The sequence below is a fragment of the Microbacterium sp. NPDC057659 genome (assembly GCF_042799915.1).
In the GTDB taxonomy this organism is placed as follows: domain Bacteria; phylum Actinomycetota; class Actinomycetes; order Actinomycetales; family Microbacteriaceae; genus Microbacterium.
Genome location: NZ_JBHVHU010000002.1, coordinates 963,322 through 975,449, shown reverse-complemented (window position 1 = coordinate 975,449; position 12,128 = coordinate 963,322). Strand labels below are relative to the sequence as shown.

12 protein-coding genes and 1 riboswitch are annotated in these 12,128 nt (G+C 70.9%); of the genes, 2 read left to right on the top strand and 10 right to left on the bottom strand.

Annotated elements, in window-relative coordinates:
* Window positions 1-59: 59 nt before the first annotated feature.
* Together ACFVAE_RS13125 and ACFVAE_RS13120 are read right to left on the bottom strand one after the other, a co-directional pair.
* Window positions 60-797 (bottom strand): phosphotransferase, encoded by a 738-nt coding sequence (locus ACFVAE_RS13125; RefSeq protein WP_378892772.1) that lies wholly within the window; start codon window positions 795-797, stop codon window positions 60-62.
* A 2-nt stretch (window positions 798-799) separates the two neighbouring features.
* Window positions 800-2,032, bottom strand: a complete 1,233-nt coding sequence (locus ACFVAE_RS13120) for a TetR/AcrR family transcriptional regulator (protein WP_378892769.1) — start codon at window positions 2,030-2,032, stop codon at window positions 800-802.
* 165 nt (window positions 2,033-2,197) lie between these two features.
* Between ACFVAE_RS13120 and ACFVAE_RS13115 the strand changes: the two genes are divergently transcribed.
* Together ACFVAE_RS13115 and ACFVAE_RS13110 are read left to right on the top strand one after the other, a co-directional pair.
* On the top strand, window positions 2,198-3,502 hold the full coding sequence (locus tag ACFVAE_RS13115) for an MFS transporter (protein ID WP_378892767.1): 1,305 nt from the start codon (window positions 2,198-2,200) through the stop codon (window positions 3,500-3,502).
* Complete coding sequence (locus tag ACFVAE_RS13110; protein WP_378892764.1) at window positions 3,499-5,256, top strand: glycoside hydrolase family 3 protein; 1,758 nt, start codon at window positions 3,499-3,501, stop codon at window positions 5,254-5,256. Before ACFVAE_RS13115 ends, ACFVAE_RS13110 begins: the two co-directional genes overlap by 4 nt.
* Window positions 5,257-5,349: 93 nt before the next feature.
* On the opposite strand, the gene ACFVAE_RS13105 is transcribed toward ACFVAE_RS13110, so the two are convergent.
* The 8 genes from ACFVAE_RS13105 to ACFVAE_RS13070 all read right to left on the bottom strand — a co-directional run bounded on the left by ACFVAE_RS13105 (window position 5,350) and on the right by ACFVAE_RS13070 (window position 11,975).
* Window positions 5,350-6,567: a Dyp-type peroxidase gene (locus ACFVAE_RS13105; RefSeq protein WP_378892761.1), complete on the bottom strand. Its 1,218-nt coding sequence runs from the start codon at window positions 6,565-6,567 to the stop codon at window positions 5,350-5,352.
* Window positions 6,567-7,076, bottom strand: a complete 510-nt coding sequence (locus ACFVAE_RS13100; RefSeq protein ID WP_378892759.1) for a copper chaperone PCu(A)C — start codon at window positions 7,074-7,076, stop codon at window positions 6,567-6,569. The genes ACFVAE_RS13105 and ACFVAE_RS13100 overlap by 1 nt, the downstream gene beginning before the upstream one ends.
* On the bottom strand, window positions 7,073-7,696 hold the full coding sequence (locus tag ACFVAE_RS13095) for a copper resistance protein CopC (RefSeq protein WP_378892756.1): 624 nt from the start codon (window positions 7,694-7,696) through the stop codon (window positions 7,073-7,075). The genes ACFVAE_RS13100 and ACFVAE_RS13095 overlap by 4 nt, the downstream gene beginning before the upstream one ends.
* Before the next feature lie 123 nt (window positions 7,697-7,819).
* A complete protein-coding gene (locus ACFVAE_RS13090; RefSeq protein WP_378892753.1) occupies window positions 7,820-8,425 on the bottom strand; it encodes a hypothetical protein in 606 nt (201 codons plus the stop codon).
* Window positions 8,426-8,460: 35 nt separating this feature from the next.
* On the bottom strand, window positions 8,461-9,051 hold the full coding sequence (locus ACFVAE_RS13085; protein WP_378892751.1) for a hypothetical protein: 591 nt from the start codon (window positions 9,049-9,051) through the stop codon (window positions 8,461-8,463).
* Window positions 9,052-9,085: 34 nt separating this feature from the next.
* Window positions 9,086-9,874 carry an energy-coupling factor transporter transmembrane component T family protein gene (locus ACFVAE_RS13080; RefSeq protein ID WP_378892748.1) on the bottom strand — a complete coding sequence of 263 codons (789 nt, stop codon included), beginning with the start codon at window positions 9,872-9,874 and terminating at the stop codon, window positions 9,086-9,088.
* Window positions 9,871-11,325 carry an ABC transporter ATP-binding protein gene (locus ACFVAE_RS13075; protein ID WP_378892745.1) on the bottom strand — a complete coding sequence of 485 codons (1,455 nt, stop codon included), beginning with the start codon at window positions 11,323-11,325 and terminating at the stop codon, window positions 9,871-9,873. The genes ACFVAE_RS13080 and ACFVAE_RS13075 overlap by 4 nt, the downstream gene beginning before the upstream one ends.
* Before the next feature lie 2 nt (window positions 11,326-11,327).
* On the bottom strand, window positions 11,328-11,975 hold the full coding sequence (locus tag ACFVAE_RS13070) for an ECF transporter S component (protein WP_378892742.1): 648 nt from the start codon (window positions 11,973-11,975) through the stop codon (window positions 11,328-11,330).
* Window positions 11,969-12,078, bottom strand: a riboswitch (TPP riboswitch). (Overlaps the previous gene by 7 nt.)
* Window positions 12,079-12,128: the final 50 nt, after the last annotated feature.

Genomic DNA, 12,128 nt, shown 5'->3' with positions numbered 1-12,128 from the left:
TGTGGTTCTGAGTACTATCGCGAGGAACCTGTCGATGCGAGCCTACGGCAGGCCGATCCTCAGGTCGCGTTCCACAGATCGCGGTAGTACGCCAGGCGCTCGCGGTCGGGCTCGACGCCGTACGCCTCGATCAGCGCGTCCTCCCAGCCGGGGCCGTAGTTCCACTCGGTGCTCATCGACGCGACCGCGATGTCGGCCCAGCGGTCGGCTGTCCCGAGCGCGCCGAGGTCGACGAACGCCAGCGCGCTCCCGTCGTCGGCGAGCAGCGTGTTCGGGCAGCACGCGTCGGCGTGGCAGACGACCAGCCTGTCCACCGACGGCGCGTCCTGCAGATGCTCGGGCACCCGGATGCCGCGCACCGCCGCGTTGGTGATCCGCGACGGCACGCCCCAGTCCCACGGGCATTCTTCGACCGGAAGGGCGTCATGCAGCATCCGGAGGCCCTCGCCCACCGCGCGCACCGCGGTGGCGGGCTCGGCGATCCAGCGCGGCGCGACCGCGCTCTCGCCGTCGATGGCGGCGGTGACCAGCCACTCGTGCGTGTCATCCTCGCCCTGGTCGAGCACCGCGGGCGTGCGGATCCAGCGCGCCGCCCACGTCATCCGCTCGGCCTCGGCGCGCATCGTGGTCTCGTCGCCCCGCGGCCCCCACTTGATATAGAAGACGTCGCCGTCGGCGGGAGTCGCGCGGAAGGTCTTCCCGCCCGCGCCGTTGATCCACACGCACTCCAGCGCGGCGCCACGGGCGAGGTCGCGCACGAGCTCGGGAACCGGCACCGGATCGGCGGGGATGCTCATCGTCAGTGCCCTTCGACCAGCACGCGATCGAGATGTGCCGACAGATGCTCGTCGATCGAGACCTCGTCGGGGTCGTACATCCACTGGAACTGCAGTCCGTCCCAGAGCGCGACGAACCAGCGCGCCTCGGCATCGGGATCGAGCCCCGGCCGCAGCGATCCCTCCTCCGCCGCCGCACGGAACAGCGCGGCGAAGTAGTCGAGCACGCGAGCGAAGCGCGCGGAGAAGTACGCATGCGCAGGATGCGACGGCGCCGCTGCCTCGCACGACAGCACGGCGTAGATCTCGATGAGACCAGGACGCTCGGCCGCGTTGCGGCGGGCACCGGCGACGGCGTCGCGCAGCGCCCCGGCCGCCGTGGCGAGCGGGCGCGCGGTGCCGAGCTGACCGATCTCGGCGTCGCGCGCGGCGAGCACCGCCGTGAGCAGATCGGTCTTGGACGGATAGTGGTGGAACAGTGCCGCCTTCGACACACCGACCCGGTCGGCGATGTCCTGCATGCTGGTGGCGAGGTAGCCGCGCTCGGCGAACAGGGCCATGGCGTCGGCGACGATCTGGTCGCGGCGGATGCTGCCGAGGTCGTCAGGATCGACGGCGGCGATGAGGTCGGGCAGCTCCGCGGCGGATGCCGGATGCGGCTCCCCCGTCGGCGCTTCGGACAGCTGCGCCTCGCGAAGCTCCAGGGCCGCGCCGATGTCGATCGGCAGGTAGTGCGCGATCAGGCCGAGGCCGTCCCATCCCGCGAGCAGCTCGACGGCGGCGCCCGTGACGTCGACCCCGGGAAGCAGGTCGCCTCTCGCCTCACGCGCACGGAACTCGTCGACGGTGAGCGCACGCACCCGTCGGTACCGGGCCGCGATGCGATCGTGTGCGGGATGCCCGTCCGGTCCGGCCTCGCCGGCCAGCATGGCGATCAGCCCGGCGCGCGCGGGGTCCTCCTCGTTCCAGCGCTGGATGATCGCCGACCGACGCTCCCCGGCGGGCACCCCGCTCCACAGCGCGCCGGTCCGCGCCTCGACATCCTCGATCACGGCCTCGAGGATGTCGGGCTTCGTCTGGAAGTGCCGGAGAAGTCCCGGGTGCGTGATCCCACTGGCCGCGGCGATGTCGCGCAGCGAGACGGCGTTGTACCCGCGCTCGGCGAACAGCCCCAGCGCGGCCTCGAGGATCTGCGCACGCCGCAGTCGACCGCGCGCCGTCGGCGCGGCCGCCACCGCCGCACTCCTGGTCGCCATGATCTCCTCCGCTCCCGGCATCCGCCGCAGGTCCGGAGCTCAGCTCCACGATACCGATGTCAGTGTCGTGACCATGCGGTCAATTATTGTTACCACTTGGTCGGGTTTATTCGATAGCATGCATCTCACCGGTGCCGACGACGACGCCGAGAAGGAGAGACCCGAATGACCGACATCACGCCGGCCGCGACTTCCGCGGCCGCCGGCACAACCGGCTTCAAGGCCCCAGGAACCACCCCTCGGAAGGCGCCGCGCGGCTACGCCTTCGGCCTCGCCGGAGCCAACTTCGGCGTGTTCCTCGCCCTGCTCACACCCGTGCTCGTCTCGATGGCGTTCAAGATCCAGCACATCAGCGCCTCTCCGGAAGAGGCCACCGGCAACCTCGGACTCGTGCTGGGCGTCGGCGCCCTGTTCGCCCTCATCGCGAATCCGCTGGCCGGCCGACTGTCCGACCGCACCACGTCGCGCTGGGGCATGCGCCGCCCCTGGGTCCTCGGCGGCGCGCTCGTCGGCCTCGGCGGATTCGTGCTGATCGGCGTCGCCACCTCGGTGTGGGTCGTGCTGCTCGGCTGGTGCATCGCACAGACCGCGATGAACGCCACGCTCGCTGCGGCCAACGCGACGCTCCCCGACCAGGTGCCGCCCGAGGAGCGCGGGAAGGTCTCCGGCATCGTCGGCATCACCACGCCGCTCGGCATCCTGGCCGGCAGCTTCCTGATCAACTTCATCAGCGCGGACTTCCTGCGCTTCATCGTCCCGGCCGTGATCGCCGTCGCCCTCGCCGTGCTGTTCTCGCTGATGCTGCGCGATCGCGTGCGCACCGAGAAGCCCACCGAGCGGTTCACTCTGAAGATGTTCTTCGGATCGTTCGTGTTCAACCCGGTGAAGCACCCCGACTTCGGCTGGACCTGGCTGACGAAGTTCTTCGTGATGTTCGGCTACGCCGGCATCGCCACCTTCCTGCCGTTCTACCTGACCGAGAAGTTCCAGCTCGGCGAGCAGGAGGCGATCACCACCATCCTCATCGCCAACGTCGCGTCGATGGCCGCGATGATGGTCTCCAGCCCGCTCGGCGGCTGGCTGTCCGACAGGTTCGGCAAGCGCCGCCCGTTCGTCGCCCTCGCCGGGATCATCATGGTCGCAGGGCTCGTGCTGCTCGCGTTCGCCCCCGACGTGACCACTCTGATCGTCGCGCAGGGCATCATCGGCTTCGGCGCCGGCTCGTTCTTCGCCGTCGACCTGGCCCTGGCCACCCAGGTGCTGCCGAACCCCGACGACACGGCGAAGGACCTCGGCGTGCTGAACATCGCCAACGCCCTCCCGCAGTCCATCGCCCCGGCGATCGCACCCGGCATCATCGCGCTCGGCGCGCTCACGCCACTGGGCGGCTACACGGTGTACTACCTGTTCGGCGCGCTCGTCGCGTTCCTCGGCGCCGTCCTCGTCTACCGCATCAAGGGAGTGAAATGACGCATATCGACAAGCCCTGGCTCGACGCCGACCTGCCCACCGAGGAGCGCGTCCGGTTGCTGCTGGACGCCATGACCCTCGAGGAGAAGGCCGGTCTCTTCTTCCACACGATGATCATGATGGGCGAAGGCGGGGCGCTCTCCGAGGGCAGCGAGGAGTTCGGCATCCCGTCGAACCGGCACCATGTGCACGACCTGCACATGACCCACTTCAACCTGCTGGGCGCCGCCCCGAAGGCGTCCGAGATGGCGGCCTGGTACAACCGGCTGCAGAAGCTCGCGGCATCCACCCGGCTCGGCATCCCCGTGACGATCTCGACCGACCCGCGGCACTCGTTCAGCGAGAACCCCGGAGCATCGATCCTCTCCGGCCCGTTCTCGCAGTGGCCGGAACCGCTCGGGCTGGCCGCCACACAGGACGCCGATCTCGTCGAGCGCTTCGGCGAGATCGCCCGCCAGGAGTACACCGCCGTGGGCATCCGCGTCGCGCTGCATCCGCAGGTCGACCTCGCGACCGAGTCGCGCTGGGCCCGCCAGCTGCAGACCTTCGGAGAGGATGCGGACCTGTCGGGCGAGCTGGGCGCCGCCTACGTGCGCGGCTTCCAGGGCGCCTCGTTCGGTCCCGGTTCGGTGTCCACGATGACGAAGCACTTCCCCGGCGGAGGCCCCCAGAAGGACGGCGAGGATCCGCACTTCGACTACGGCCGCGAGCAGGTCTACCCCGGCGACAACTTCGAGCACCACCTGAAGCCCTTCGAGGCGGTCTTCGCCGCCGGAGGCCGCCAGATCATGCCCTACTACGGGATGCCGGTCGGCACCGAGTACGAGGAAGTCGGCTTCGGCTTCAACAAGGGCGTGCTCACCGGCCTTCTGCGCGAGCGGTTCGGCTTCGACGGCATCGTCTGCACCGACTGGGGCCTCATCACCGATCAGCCGATCATGGGCACCGACTTCTCTGCTCGGGCCTGGGGCGTCGAGCACCTCACCCCCGCCGAACGGATGACGAAGATCCTCGATGCCGGTGCCGACCAGTTCGGCGGTGAGCAGGAGCCCGGGATGCTCATCGAGCTGGTGCGATCGGGCGCCGTCTCCGAGGAGCGCCTCGACGTCTCGGCGGCCCGTCTGCTGCGCGAGAAGTTCGAGCTCGGGCTGTTCGAGAACCCGTATGTGGATGTCTCGGCAGCGGACATCGTCGTGGGCTCTGCGGAGTTCCGCGCCGCCGGCGATGCCGCGCAGCGAAAGTCGGTCACGGTGCTCTCCAACGGCGGTGCGCTGCCGATCGCGGGCGGCGCGAAGCTGTACGTCGAGGGCATCGCCGACGAGGTCGCCGCGCGCTACGGCACGGTCGTCGCCACGCCGGCCGAGGCGGATGTCGCGATCCTGCGGCTCCAGGCGCCGTACGAGCAGCGCGCATCGATGTTCGAGAACTTCTTCCACGCCGGTTCGCTGGACTTCCCCGAGGACGTGCTCGCGCACGTCGCCGAGGTGTGCGCCGCCGTGCCGACAGTGGTGGACGTGTTCCTTGATCGCCCAGCCATCCTCGCGCCGATCGTGGACTCCGCCGACGCGGTCGTCGCGAACTGGGGGTCCAGCGCGGAGGCGCTGCTCGACGTGCTCACCGGCGCTCACCCGGCACAGGGCCGCCTGCCCTTCGACGTGCCCCGGTCGATGTCGGCCGTGGAGGCGTCCCGCCCCGACGTGCCGTTCGACACCGAGGATCCGCTGTTCCGGTTCGGCCACGGGCTGAGCCTGTAAGCCGCATCTCACCGAGAAACCACCTTCCGCACGAGAAACCACCCGCCACGTGGTCTCTCACGCGGGAGGTGGTTTCTCGTGTGCGAGGGCTGCTCAGGCCAGAAGCGTCTCCCCGATGAACCCGCCCTCGCGGCATCCGGGCGGCACCGCGAACACGGCCGAGCCGATGGGCACAGTCCACTCGTTGAGCAGGTCGAGCTCGTCCAGCCGGCGCTGCATCGGCGTGAACTGCTTCTCGACGTCGGCCTGGAAGGCCACGAAGATCAGCCCCGACTCCGAGACGCCGGCGCCGTCCGGATGCTCGTCGTAGTTGTACGCGCGCCGGAAGATGCGCTGCCCGTCCTCACCGCGGGCACGGCGGATGTGCGCGTACGACGGAATGACCGGGAAGCCGATCGACGTGGTCGCCCCGAAGTCGGGCTCGTCGTGCTCGCGCTCGCCAGTCAGCGGTGCGCCGTTCGAGAGCGTGCGCCCGACGGACGTCTCCCTCCCGCCGCGGTCCAGCCGGTCCCACTTGTCCAGGTCCATCCGGATGCGGCGGATCACGACGCCTGTGCCGCCGGCCAGCCACCCGTCGTCCGACCAGACGACGCGGTCGAAGTCCTTCGTCCCCGGCTCGGGGTTCACTGTGCCGTCGACCTGCCCGAACAGGTTGCGCATCGTCGTGCCAGGGCGCTCGGTCCCGTAGGCACGACGGAACCCGCGCTGCATCCAGCGCAGCGCGGCGAAGCCGCGGGCATCCTTGAGCAGCATCCGCACGGCGTGCGCGACCGTCAGCGGGTCGTCGCCGGCGACCTGGACGAACAGGTCCCCGCCGGACAGCTCCGGCTGCAGCCGGTCGATGCCGAAGGCCGGGAGAGGCGCGAGCCACGTCGGCCCCGCCCCTCCGGCCACGGCGACGAAGCGGGGTCCGAAGCCGAACGTCACCGTGAGCCGGGCCGGCGACGTAGCCAGCTCGGGCTCGGAATCGGCCAGGGCGGCAGCCCCCTGGGTGAGCCGTGCCGCGTCATCGGTGAGGATGCGCATCAGCCGGCCCAGCGCCGCCCGGTCCACGCCGTCATGCAGGTCGAGCCCCAGGAACACACCGTGCGCCTGCGCGGCCGTGTCCACCCCCGCCTGGTGCACGCCGTGGAAAGGCACCGTCTGCTCGCCGCTCATCGTCGCGGACGCGGCCTCGTCCGCGGCATCCGCTCGGTTCATCAGCAGATCCGCGCCGACCGCGGCAGCGGCGCCGACCCCGGCGACAGCCCCTCCGATCAGGAGCTGCCGCCGGGTGGCGCCGGAGCGATCACCCGCGCCGGAGCGCGTCATCACTCACCGCCCTCGTCGTAGTTCTCGTTCGCGCCGGAGTAGTCCTTCACGGGCGCCGTGAACTCGTACGTGGACTTGTCCGAGAAGGTGAGCGTGACGGTCACCTCATCGCCGGCCTTCAGCGGTGCGGTCAGCCCCATCAGCATGATGTGGTCGCCGCCGGGCTCGAGCGCCACCCGCGCGTCGTGCGACAGCGCCAGCCCGCCCTCAATGGGGCGCATGGTCATCTCGCCCGCGTCGCCCTGCACGGTCTCGTGCAGCTCGGTCATCTCAGCGGCCTCGGTCTTCGCGGAGACGACGGTGACGTCGTCTCCGCCCTTGTTCACGAGCGTGCCGAACACAGCGGTCATGCCCTCGTCGGCGGCCTTCGCCCAGGCGTCCTCGATCGTCACCGTCTCTCCCGCCGTGCGCGCCGCAGGCTCCTCGGTCCCGGGCGCCGCGCAGCCGGTCAGCAGCAGGACGGATGCGGCGAGCAGCGCCGCGACGCGTGCGGTCATCGTGACGCTCACTTGTCCGCCTCCTCGCTCGCCGAGCCGGCTTCAGCCGCGGCCGGCCTGCGACGGCGCAGGACGAGATACAGCAGGTATCCGGCGGCGGCGATCACCGCACCGCCGATGCCGAAGAGGAGCGCACGCGGCGGTCCGCCCGCGGCATCCTCCTTCTTCTGGACGTCGGCCGCCGCGGGCGACGGGCTTGCGGATGCCGGGGACTCTGATGCCTGGGTCTCGGTCGTCATCGGCTTCGCGTCGCCGATCGTGAACGGGATGACGCCGGCGATCGGGTGCCCGTCCTCGGAGACGACCTGCCAGCGCACCTGGTAGCCCGCATCGGGCATCCCGTCGGCGAGCGGGATCGTGACGGTCTCGCCGCGGACGACGATGTCGCCGTCGATCCAGTCCTTGCCGGACTGGTCGACGACCGCGGCGCGCGCCCCCGCGTCGGAGCCCTCCAGCACCAGCAGCTCGCCGGAGAAGGTCATGGTCACCTCCTTCGGCGCGGAGGCCAGAACGGCCCCTGAGGCCGGATCGCTGGAGAGCAGTTCGTCGTGCGCGGATGCGGGGACGGCGGTCGCGAGGATCGCGAGCGCAGCCGCCGCGATCCCCGCCGTGATGGTGCGGATGGGAGACATGAAGATGGAACCTCTCGTCGGGCGCCGTCGTACGGCACCGAACGTGCAAACGGAGAGCGCCGGATGCCGGAGCGGCATCCGCGCGGAGATCACCGGCTGACCGAGGGCGGCCGCCGGCGCGGATCAGATCGCCGGATGCAGCGGCGGCGCGCGGCCGCGGAGCAGAGAGAGGAACGGAGCGGCGGGGAGAGTCTCCTCCGCCGAAGATGCGCAGCGCGGCACCGAAACCGTGGGCCGAGCAGCGGGAGTCGCGTCGTCCAGGCGACTGCGCAGCCAGCGCACGGCCTGGACGGCCAGATCGCGAAGCCCCAGCAGCATCCGCTCGCCCCGGTGCAGCGCGAGGATCGTGAGCAGCGCGGCGATCACGTGCCCGAACCACATGCTGCCGTCGGCGACCAGTTGGGCGGCGACGCCCGTCGTCTCGGGCAGCTGCAGGGCGGTGCCGTGCACGTGCCCGCCGAGCGTGCCTGTCGGCGTGATCATGCCGAGCACGAACAGGCCGTGGAACAGCAGCTGGCTGACGATCACCGAGATCGACAGCCGCAGTGCCGACAGCTTCCGTCCGGCGAGCAGCACGCAGACCATGAGCGAGAGCAGCCAGGGAGCGAGCACACCCAGCGGCCCGGGCATCGCGCCGCCCGCGGTGACGTGCGCGGCGAGGGCGACGAATGTCGCCGTCGAGGCGGCGGCGAACCCGCGGATGACCGCGGGTCTCCTGGATGGGCGCACACCCCCATCCTGCCAGAGCTCGGCAGACGGGCCGGTCACAGCCGATCGGGAGCCGCGGGATCGATCTGGATGACCGAGATCTCGCGGGTGTTCGCGTCGTACATCGTCGCCTCCCACACCGGGGAGCCGCCGGCCTCGACGACGCGCAGCTCGATGACCCGCGGGTTCGGCCACGTCTCGCCCGAGTTCCTCGCCGCCATGAGGATGCCCGGCGCGGCACCGTTCAGCTCGAGTTCGGTGAGGGTCACGTAGTGCTCCTGGATCAGCTCTCTGGTGTCGCCTTCGAGCAGCGCCTCGCGGCCCCGCTTCGGGTCGGAGAGCCCGTCGTCCAGTCCGTCGTACGCCGGATCGGCGCTCGTGACCCGCCACATCCAATGGCCGTCGCGGTACTCCAGGCGGATCGCGACGACTTCGCCGCCGATGCCGGGGATCTCCTCCCCCGCGGTGCCTTCGAGCCAGTCCGACGGCCACGCGATCGCCGAGGGAACACCGCCGGGCGGGAACTCGTCCCCGGGGCCGTACCTCTCGCTGGTGCCGCCGCTGCACGCGGTCACGGACAGCACGAGCAGCGCCGCCGCGAGCAGCGCCGCCGCGCGTGGCATCCGCGTCCTCCCCCGTCGTGTCATGCCGCTCACCCTAGCTGGCACGCCTCGACCGTCGTCACGACCAGATGAAGCGGAACGTTCCGGCGGCGACGGCTGCGGCGAGCGCCGCCGCCATGATCAGGACGCCGCCGAGCACGGCGACCGCGTCGCGCGCGTGCAGCCGGGACGGACGCGACCAGGTGCGCGGGATGTCGGAGCCGAACCCGCGCGCCTCCATCGCCATCGCGAGCTTCGATCCGCGGCGCACCGCGAACACCAGCAGCACGAACGCCATCGAGAAGAAGCGCCGGATCGCGCCGTGGTCGCCGACGCCGCGCGCACGGCGCGCGAGACCCATCGTGCGCCAGTCGTCGAGGAAGAGCCCGAGCATGCGGGTGCCGGCGAGCACCCCGAGCACGAACCTGCTGGGCAGGCGCGCGACCTGGGCCAGCGCGTCGGCGACCTCGGTCGGATCAGCCCGGCCGAACAGCAGGATCGTCGGCAGCCCCAGCGCGATCACGCGCAGGCTCACCGCCAGGGCAAGGCGGATCGACTCCTCGCTGATCGTCGCGACGCCGAAGCTCCAGTAGATCTGCCCCTCGGGTTCCGCATAGAGCAGCATGCTCAGACCGGCGATCGGAGAGATCGCTGCGAGCAGCACCATCCTGCTCAGCACGGTGCGCAGCGGCAGACCGGTCAGCGGGATGCAGATCAGCTGCAGCGCGATCGCGACCAGTCCGCTGACCACGTCGATCGAGGCGAACAGCGGGATCGACAGCAGCAGGGCGAGCAGGATGCGGGTGACGGGATTCACGCCGTCGAGCCAGGCGGCGCGGGTCTCGGTCGGGGCGATGACTGCGGTCATACCGGCACCACCTGATCCAGCGCGATGCGCCGGTCACCCAGATGTCTGGCCACGGCGTCGTCGTGCGTGACCGCGACGATCGACGTGCCCCGCGCGACCTCCTCCTGCAGGAGCAGGACGAGCTCGATCCACCCGCGCCGGTCCTGACCGAACGTCGGCTCGTCGAGCACGATCACCTCGGGCGTCGCGGCGAGCACGGTGGCGACCGACAGCCGGCGCTTCTGGCCGCCGGAGAGCGTGAACGGGTTGGCCTCCGCGAGGTGATCCAGGTGCAGGCGCTCGAGCAGCCCGTCGACGACGGCCGTCGTGCGCTCCGCCGACCAGCCGAGGGCCCGGGGCCCGACGGCGAGCTCCTCGCGGAGCGTCTGCGCGAGGAACTGGTGCTCCGGCTCCTGGAAGACGGTGCCGATGCGGGTCAGCAGTTCGCGCGAGGACCAGCGGAACGGACGCAGCCCGCTTCTGCCGCGCAGCCGTTCGGCCACCGTGACCGAGCCCGCGAGTTCAGGCAGCAGACCCGCCAGCGTGAGCGCGAGCGTGGACTTGCCCGCACCGTTCGGTCCGGTGATCACCGTCGCGGAAGCCTGCGACAAAGCAAGGTCGAGACCGGCCTGCACGACCGCGCGACGCTCCCGCCCGATCGCGAGCCCGTGCGCCTCCAGAACCGGATCACCGCCCGAGCGCGGCAGCACGGGCAGATCGATGGGAAGGTTCGGCACCCACACCCCGGCATCCGCCAGCGTCTGCGCGTGCCTGCCGAAGACATCGGCCGGCGGGCCGTCCGCCAGCAGGCCGCCGTCCGCCGCCAGCACGATGACACGGGTGATCAGATCGGACCAGACCTCGGTGCGATGTTCGACGACGACCAGCGTCGCCCCGGTCTCGGCGACGACGCGGGCGACGCTCTCGCGCACCTCGGCGACCCCGGCCGGATCGAGGTTCGCGGTCGGCTCATCGAGCAGCAGCAGTCCGGGGCGCATCGCCAATGCGCCTGCGAGCGCCAGACGCTGCTTCTGCCCGCCGGACAGCGCCTTGGTCGGCCGCTGCAGCGGCACGTCCAGGCCGACCGCGTCCAGCGCCTCCGACACACGACCGGGGATCTCGGAAGCGGGAACGCCGAGGTTCTCGCATCCGAAGGCGACGTCGTCGCCGACCTTGGACAGCACGACACCGGCATCCGGGTCCTGCAGCACGAGGCCGATACGGCCGCGGCTCTCCTCCGGAAGCGCATCGTCGACGAGCAGCGTGCCCGTACGCTCCCCCTCATCGGCGTCGCCGAGCAGGCCGGCGAGGCCGGCGAGCAGAGTGGACTTGCCCGCGCCGGATGCGCCGAGCAGCAGCACGCGCTCGCCCGGCTCGATCGTGAACGACGTCTCGCTGACCGCGGGCAGGCGCCGCCCTGCGTACCGCCAGCCCCAGTCGCACGCGACGACCCGGGCGGGACCCGAGGCCATGGTCAGACCTCGCGGCGCGCTTCTCGACCGGCCGCGAAACGGCTGAGCGCACCGGTGGACGCCAGCGCCCGCACGAGCAGCCAGCCCACCACGCCGGCCAGCAGCGCGCCCGAGACGACCAGGGTGCCGAGGTAGATGGCGTTGAACTCGAACGACTTCAGGATGTTGGGCGAGCTGCCGTAGAACAGCTCGAACACCCATGCCGCCGCAGCCGCGCCGACGCCGGCGAGTGCGGCGACGCCGACGCCGAACCGGCGGTAGGCGAACAGCGCGAAGATCAGCTCGGCCCCGAGACCCTGCACGATGCCCGAGAACACCGTGGAGACGCCCCAGACGTTGCCGATCAGCATCGAGATGATCGCGGCGACCACCTCGACGACCAGAGCGGCGCCGGGCTTGCGGATGACGAGCCCGCCGATGACGCCGCCGATCAGCCAGATGCCGACGGCGATGCCGCCGAGACCCGGGGTCAACGCGTCCGCGGCGCCGAACCAGGCGCCTCCGACGATGTTCCAGGCCCAGAACAGCAGACCGACGGCGACGCCGAGAACGGCGGCGACGACGATGTCGACGACGCGCCAGCGCAGGTTGCGCGGCGGAGCGGCCTTCTCGACGATCTTCTCGTTCGGGACGGATGTGGACGCACTCATATGGAACTCCTCCCTGCGCCGGCATGATCCGGATCAGGTTCGACGGTCGAAGCGCGGGTCGCTTCCTCTCAGCCCGGCACGCCGGACTCCCGTGGTTGTGCCTCGATCATAGTCACCTCCGGACGCGGAGGGGTGAGTCTCAGACTCATTGGG

Coding starts and splice junctions, on each gene's coding strand:
- ACFVAE_RS13125 (WP_378892772.1), bottom strand. CDS start 797: ATGAGCATCCCCGCCGATCCGGTGCCGGTTCCCGAGCTCGTGCGCGAC.
- ACFVAE_RS13120 (WP_378892769.1), bottom strand. CDS start 2,032: ATGGCGACCAGGAGTGCGGCGGTGGCGGCCGCGCCGACGGCGCGCGGT.
- ACFVAE_RS13115 (WP_378892767.1), top strand. CDS start 2,198: ATGACCGACATCACGCCGGCCGCGACTTCCGCGGCCGCCGGCACAACC.
- ACFVAE_RS13110 (WP_378892764.1), top strand. CDS start 3,499: ATGACGCATATCGACAAGCCCTGGCTCGACGCCGACCTGCCCACCGAG.
- ACFVAE_RS13105 (WP_378892761.1), bottom strand. CDS start 6,567: ATGACGCGCTCCGGCGCGGGTGATCGCTCCGGCGCCACCCGGCGGCAG.
- ACFVAE_RS13095 (WP_378892756.1), bottom strand. CDS start 7,696: ATGTCTCCCATCCGCACCATCACGGCGGGGATCGCGGCGGCTGCGCTC.
- ACFVAE_RS13085 (WP_378892751.1), bottom strand. CDS start 9,051: ATGACACGACGGGGGAGGACGCGGATGCCACGCGCGGCGGCGCTGCTC.
- ACFVAE_RS13080 (WP_378892748.1), bottom strand. CDS start 9,874: ATGACCGCAGTCATCGCCCCGACCGAGACCCGCGCCGCCTGGCTCGAC.
- ACFVAE_RS13075 (WP_378892745.1), bottom strand. CDS start 11,325: ATGGCCTCGGGTCCCGCCCGGGTCGTCGCGTGCGACTGGGGCTGGCGG.
- ACFVAE_RS13070 (WP_378892742.1), bottom strand. CDS start 11,975: ATGAGTGCGTCCACATCCGTCCCGAACGAGAAGATCGTCGAGAAGGCC.